The organism is Streptomyces sp. CBMA123 (genome assembly GCF_014596465.1).
Classification (GTDB): Bacteria; Actinomycetota; Actinomycetes; order Streptomycetales; family Streptomycetaceae; genus Kitasatospora.
This window is the reverse complement of record NZ_MECK01000308.1, coordinates 1-5,773: the sequence shown is the minus strand read 5'-3', so window position 1 is coordinate 5,773 and position 5,773 is coordinate 1. Positions and strand designations below refer to the sequence as shown.

Annotated in this window: 4 protein-coding genes, 1 rRNA gene and 1 pseudogene; 1 reads left to right on the top strand and 5 read right to left on the bottom strand. The window is 74.2% G+C overall.

The features are described from left to right. The coding region (locus BG452_RS28395; protein WP_188307206.1) for an HAD-IIA family hydrolase at positions 1-910 on the bottom strand (910 nt) is incomplete at its 3' end. Between the two features lie 52 nt (positions 911-962). Further along, on the bottom strand, positions 963-1,547 hold the full coding sequence (locus BG452_RS28390) for a tetratricopeptide repeat protein (protein ID WP_188307205.1): 585 nt from the start codon (positions 1,545-1,547) through the stop codon (positions 963-965). A gap of 92 nt (positions 1,548-1,639) precedes the next feature. Between BG452_RS28390 and BG452_RS28385 the strand changes: the two genes are divergently transcribed. Then, a complete protein-coding gene (locus BG452_RS28385) occupies positions 1,640-3,010 on the top strand; it encodes a DUF1015 family protein (protein ID WP_188307204.1) in 1,371 nt (456 codons plus the stop codon). Between the two features lie 134 nt (positions 3,011-3,144). Here the strand turns inward: BG452_RS28385 and BG452_RS28380 are convergent, their stop codons facing one another. The 3 genes and pseudogenes from BG452_RS28380 to rrf form a co-directional block, all read right to left on the bottom strand. After that, entirely contained in the window at positions 3,145-4,011 is an 867-nt protein-coding gene (locus BG452_RS28380; RefSeq protein WP_317621265.1) for a tetratricopeptide repeat protein, read from the bottom strand. Positions 4,012-4,152: 141 nt separating this feature from the next. Next, positions 4,153-5,313 (bottom strand): annotated as a pseudogene (locus tag BG452_RS48185) (hypothetical protein); the annotation flags it as partial. A 341-nt stretch (positions 5,314-5,654) separates the two neighbouring features. After that, positions 5,655-5,771, bottom strand: a 5S ribosomal RNA gene (rrf, locus tag BG452_RS28370). Positions 5,772-5,773: the final 2 nt, after the last annotated feature.

Here is a 5,773-nt window from a genome sequence, read left to right as displayed (position 1 = left end):
GCACGCCGCCCTCCGCCGTGGCGGTCCAGCCGCCGCAGGCGAAGCCGCCGTCCGCCGCCGTCACCGCCGGCTGCGGGACCAGCAGGGCGCGGAGGTCGGCCGCCACGTACGTCGGCCGGTGCTCGACCGGGGCGGCCAGCAGCTGCGCCGGGGTGGTCACCCCGGTGAACACCAGCAGGCTGTCCACCCCGCCGTTGAACGCGCCCTCGATGTCGGTGTCCAGCCGGTCCCCGACCACCAGCGGCCGCCGCGCGCCGGTCCGCAGCACGGTCTCCCGGTGCATCGGCGGCAGCGGCTTGCCCGCCACCTCCGGCTCCACTCCGGACGCCGCCCGCACCGCCGCCACCAGGGTCCCGTTGCCGGGCGCGATGCCGCGCGCGGTCGGCACCGTCATGTCGGTGTTGGAGGCGACCCAGGGCAGCCCGCCGCGCACCGCGTACGAGGCCTCCGCCAGCTGCGCCCAGCCGACCGACGGGTCGAAGCCCTGCACCACCGCGAGCGGCTCCTGGTCCAGCGAGCGGACCGCGACCAGCCCGCGCTCGGCCAGCGCCTCCTCCAGCCCCAGCCCGCCCACGACCAGCACCTTCGCGCCGGCCGGCACCTTCTCGGCGACCACCCGGGCGGCCGCCTGGGCAGAGTTGATCACGTCCGCGGGCGCGGCCGGCACACCCAGCTCGGTCAGGTGCTCGGCGACCACCCGCGGCGGGCGGGAGGCGTTGTTGGTGACGTACGCGAGCCGCATCCCGGCCGTACGGGCGGCCGCCAGCGAGTCCACGGCGTGCTCGATCGCGTGCGGGCCGGCGTAGACCACGCCGTCCAGGTCCAGCAGCGCCGTGTCGTACGCCTCGGTCAGCGGGCGCTCGCTGCCGCCGGGGGCGGTCCGTCGTGCGGGGGTGGCCGTCTCGGTCATGCCTGCGCTACCTCATTCACTGCGGTTGGTCTGCTCGTCACTGCCCGCCCGCTCAGGCGTCGTCGTTGACGCCCTCGGGCTGTCCCCCGGGCTGCCGGGGAAGACCCGCCTCCGGCTCGCCGCTCGGGCGCTTCCGGTCGGCGGGAACACCGGGCAGCAGCGGGCCGAACGCCCCGGCGCGAGCCGCCAGGGTCGCCCGGGTCTGCCGCAGCGCCGCCCGGTAGTGGTCGGCCTCCGGCCGCATGGCCACGGCCAGCGCCAGGTGCTCGGCGGAGGTCTCGAAGTCGCCCAGCCGGGCCGCGGCGACACCCCACCCGAACTGAGCGTAGTCGTCCGAGGGATCGGCCAGGGCCACGGTCCGGAAGTTCTCCAGCGCCGCCGCGTACGAACCGGCGTCGAACTGGGCCCGGGCCAGCGCCTCCCGGATGCTGCGCGAGTGCGGCTCGGCCTCCGCCGCCCGGACCAGCAGCTGCTCGGCCGCCGCGGGGTGCCCCTGGGCCAGCAGCTGCGCGCCCCGGCGGAACCAGTCGTAGACGTCCCCGGAGGGCTCCCCGGGCCGCCCCTGCGCCGGGACGCCACCCGTGGGCACGCGCTCCCCCGGAGCCCCGCCGCCCAGCCGCTCCTGCCCGTCCTCCATGCCGTACCTCGCCCTCGGTCGCACACCCGCCCCACAGGTCGGCACGGGTATTCCGATCTCTCAACAACGCGTACCCGGTTACGATGCCCAGAATGAGCACACCCAGTGCAGAAGACGGAGTCGAGACTCCCGTGGGCGGCCCCGGCGATCCCGGGCACGTCGCCACCGCAGGCCTGTCCCTGTCCCCCTTCCGTGGCCTGCGCTACGTCCAGGACCGGGTCGGCGCGCTGGCCTCGGTGATGTCGCCGCCGTACGACGTCGTCGACCCGGGGCGTCGGCTCGACCTGGAGACGGCCGATCCGCACAACGTGGTCCGGCTGATCCTGCCCCGGCCCGAGCCCGAGGACGTCGGCGACCGCCCCGACCGCGACACCAAGTACCGGCACGCCGCCCGGCTGCTGACCGGCTGGCAGCGCGAGGGCGTCCTCGCCGCCGACCCGGAGCCGGCGATCTACGTGTACGAGCAGCGGGTGCCCGGCGACGGCGACACCCCCGAACTGCTCCAGCGCGGGCTGATCGGCGCCCTGGCGGTGAGCGGCCCCGAGGCGGGCGTCGTCCTCCCGCACGAGGACGTGATGCCCCGGCCGGTCGCCGACCGGGTCGGGCTGATGCGCACCACCCGGGCCAACCTCGAACCGCTGCTGCTGACCTACCGGGGCCACGGCGACGCCTCCGCCGTCATCGAGCGGACCGTCGAGGGCGAGCCGCTGCTCTCCACCGCCACCAGCGACGGCACCCACCACCGTCTGTGGGCCGTCACCGACCCCGCCGACCTCGCCGCGATCGGCCGCGACCTGGCCACCTGCCGGGCACTGATCGCCGACGGGCACCACCGCTGGGAGATGTACCTGCGGCTCCAGCGCGAGCACCGCCACCTGCCGCGCAGCCCGTGGGACCGCGGCATGGTGCTGCTGGTGGACACCGCCCGCTACCCGCTGCGGGTCCGCGCCATCCACCGCGTGTTGTACCGGCTGCCGGTGGCCGAGGCGCTGGAGAAGCTCGGCGACCAGTGGAAGGTCAAGGAGGTCCCCGGCCCGCTGACCGCCGCGCTCCAGGCCCTCGCCGAGCAGAAGCGGCACGGCGGCAACGGCTTCGTCCTCACCGGCGGCGACGGCGTCTTCTGGCTGCTCGGCGAGCCCGAGGAGGCCCTGCTCGACGCGACCGTGCCGCACGACCGGCCCGAGGAGTGGCGCCACCTGGACGCCACCGTGCTGCACGCCACCCTGCTCGACCACACCTGGCACGTCCCCGACGGTCCCGACGACATCGGCTACCTGCACACCGCCGCGGCCGCCGAGCGCGAGGCCGCCCGCTCCGGCGGCACCGCCGTGCTGCTGCACCCGGTCCGGGAGAGCGTGGTGCGGCGGCTGGCCGAACAGGGCGTCACCATGCCGCGCAAGTCCACCTCGTTCGGGCCGAAGCCGGCCACCGGGCTGGTGCTGCGCAGTCTTCCCCTCGGCTAGCTCGGCCGGCTCGGCGAGTCCGCCGGAGCGGTCCCGTCTGGCCGGTCCACCGGGGCAGCAATAGCCCTTGAAACGCCGTGAGGCCCTGCCGATCCCTGAGGGGATCGGCAGGGCCTCACGGCGTTTCAGGGCGTTCAGCTCCGGGCGTCGCCCTTGGCCTCGGCCTGCTCGGCCTGCTCCGCCTCGGCGTCCTCGGCACGCTCGGGCACCACGCCGTCGAAGTCCTCGTCGACCTCGAGGTCGTCCTCGTCGTAGAACTCCTCGACGTCCTCCTCGTCCTCGAAGATCACGCGGTCGTCGGCGACGTCGCCGGCGCGCTTCTTCGCCGGGGCGTCGGCCTGGTCGGCGTCGTCCTCGGCCAGCTCCGGGTCGAGCGCGTCGGTGAACTCGACGCCGTCGATCTCGGCCAGGCGCTCCGAGGCGTTGGTCGAACCGTCGGTGTCGGCCTCGGCGGCCTTCGCGAACCAGTCACGGGCCTCGTCGGCACGGCCGGCCGCGATCAGCGCCTCGGCGTAGGCGTACCGCAGACGCGCGGTCCACGAGTGCACCGCGCTGGAGGCCAGCTCCGGGCTCTGCAGAGTGACGACGGCCGCGTCGAACTGCTCCATGTCGCCGCGGGCACCGGCCGCCACCAGGCGCATCTCCACCTGGCCGGCCTTGTCCAGCTGCTTCACCTCGGGCTCGCCGGCCATCGCCAGCGCCCGCTCCGGACGGCCCAGACCGCGCTCGCAGTCGGCCATCACGGGCCACAGGTCGGCACGACCGGTCATCCGACGGGCGGCGCGGAACTCGGTCAGCGCCTCGGAGTACCGCTGCGTCATGTACGACGCGAAGCCGGCCGCCTCACGGACGGCGGCCACGCGGGACGCCAGTCGCAGCGCGACGCGCGCGTACTGGTACGCCTCCTCCGGCTCGCTGTCGAGCAGGCGGGCCACCATCACCAGGTTGCGGGCGACGTCGTCCGCGAGGGTCTTGGGCAGGCTCTTGAGCTCCTGGCGCACATCCGCGTCCAGCTCGAAGCCCGTGACGTCCTCGGGGATCGGCAGGCGCCTGACGGGCTCGAAGTTGCCGCGACGGTCGTCGTAGTCCTGACGGCCCCGGTCGCCACCACGGTCGTCGCGGTCCCGGTTGAAGCCGCCGGACGGGCGGTCGTCGCGACGGAAGCCGCCGCCCTGGGGACGGTCGCCACGGTCACGGTTGAAGCCGCCACCCTGGGGACGGTCGCCGCCACGGAAGCCGCCGCGGTCATCGCGGTCGCGGTACGACGGACGGTCGCCGCCACGGTCGTCACGACGCGGACGGTCGTCACGGTCGTCACGACGGAAGCCACTCGGGCGGTCGTCCCGGCGGAAACCGCCACCCTGGGGGCGGTCGTCACGGCGGAAGCCGCCACGGTCATCGCGGTCGCGGTTGAAGCCACCACCCTGCGGGCGGTCGCCGCGGTCGCGGTTGAAACCACCACGGTCGTCGCGGTCGCGGTTGAAGCCACCACCCTGCGGGCGGTCGTCCCGGCGGAAGCCACCGCCCTGGGGACGGTCGTCACGGCGGAAGCCGCCACGGTCATCGCGGTCGCGGTTGAAGCCGCCGCCCTGGGGGCGGTCGCCGCCACGGAAGCCGCCACGGTCATCGCGGTCGCGGTTGAAGCCACCACCCTGCGGGCGGTCGTCCCGGCGGAAGCCGCCACCCTGGGGACGGTCGCCACGGTCACGGTTGAAACCGCCACCCTGCGGACGGTCATCGCGGCGGAAGCCGCCACGGTCGTCACGGTCGTCACGACGGAAGCCACTCGGGCGGTCGTCCCGGCGGAAACCGCCACCCTGCGGACGGTCATCGCGGCGGAAGCCGCCACGGTCGTCACGGTCGCGGTTGAAGCCACCACCCTGCGGGCGGTCGTCCCGGCGGAAGCCACCGCCCTGGGGACGGTCGCCACGGTCACGGTTGAAACCGCCACCCTGCGGACGGTCATCGCGGCGGAAGCCGCCACGGTCATCGCGGTCGCGGTTGAAGCCACCACCCTGCGGGCGGTCGTCCCGGCGGAAGCCACCGCCCTGGGGACGGTCGCCACGGTCACGGTTGAAACCGCCACCCTGCGGACGGTCATCGCGGCGGAAGCCGCCACGGTCGTCACGGTCGCGGTTGAAGCCACCACCCTGGGGACGGTCGCCGCCACGGTCGCGGTTGAAGCCACCACCCTGCGGACGGTCGCCGCCACGGAAGCCGCCGCGGTCGCCGCCACGGTCATCGCGGTCGCGGTACGACGGACGGTCGCCACCACGCTCGTCACGACGCGGACGGTCATCACGATCGTCACGACGGAAGCCGCCACGGTCGTTGGACCAGCCCCCACGGGACCGGGGCTCGTGGCCTCGGCCGTCGTCCGATCGACGCTCGGGACGGCCCTCGGGCTGGTTCGACATCCTGGTGACTCCTTCTGCTGCTTCAGCTCCACCGCGGACCGAGCAACACCAGTGCCGTCACGCGGTATCGGCGCCGGCCTCCTGGCCGAGCACCATCTCCATTGTCCGGCATGTCGGAAGCGTCCGCGCCTGGGCGGAAGTCCCGGTCTGCCGGTTTCGTGCAAGTTCGCAAAACACAAAAAGGCCGCGGCCCCAGCGAATCGCTGGGGCCGCGGCCTTGAAGAATTGTTCGGCGGCGTCCTACTCTCCCACAGGGTCCCCCCTGCAGTACCATCGGCGCTGTGAGGCTTAGCTTCCGGGTTCGGAATGTAACCGGGCGTTTCCCTCACGCTATGACCACCGAAAC

Excerpts from the sequence above, each read along its gene's own strand:
- BG452_RS28385 (WP_188307204.1), top strand. The coding sequence starts at position 1,640 with ATGAGCACACCCAGTGCAGAAGACGGAGTCGAGACTCCCGTGGGCGGC.
- BG452_RS28390 (WP_188307205.1), bottom strand. The coding sequence starts at position 1,547 with ATGGAGGACGGGCAGGAGCGGCTGGGCGGCGGGGCTCCGGGGGAGCGC.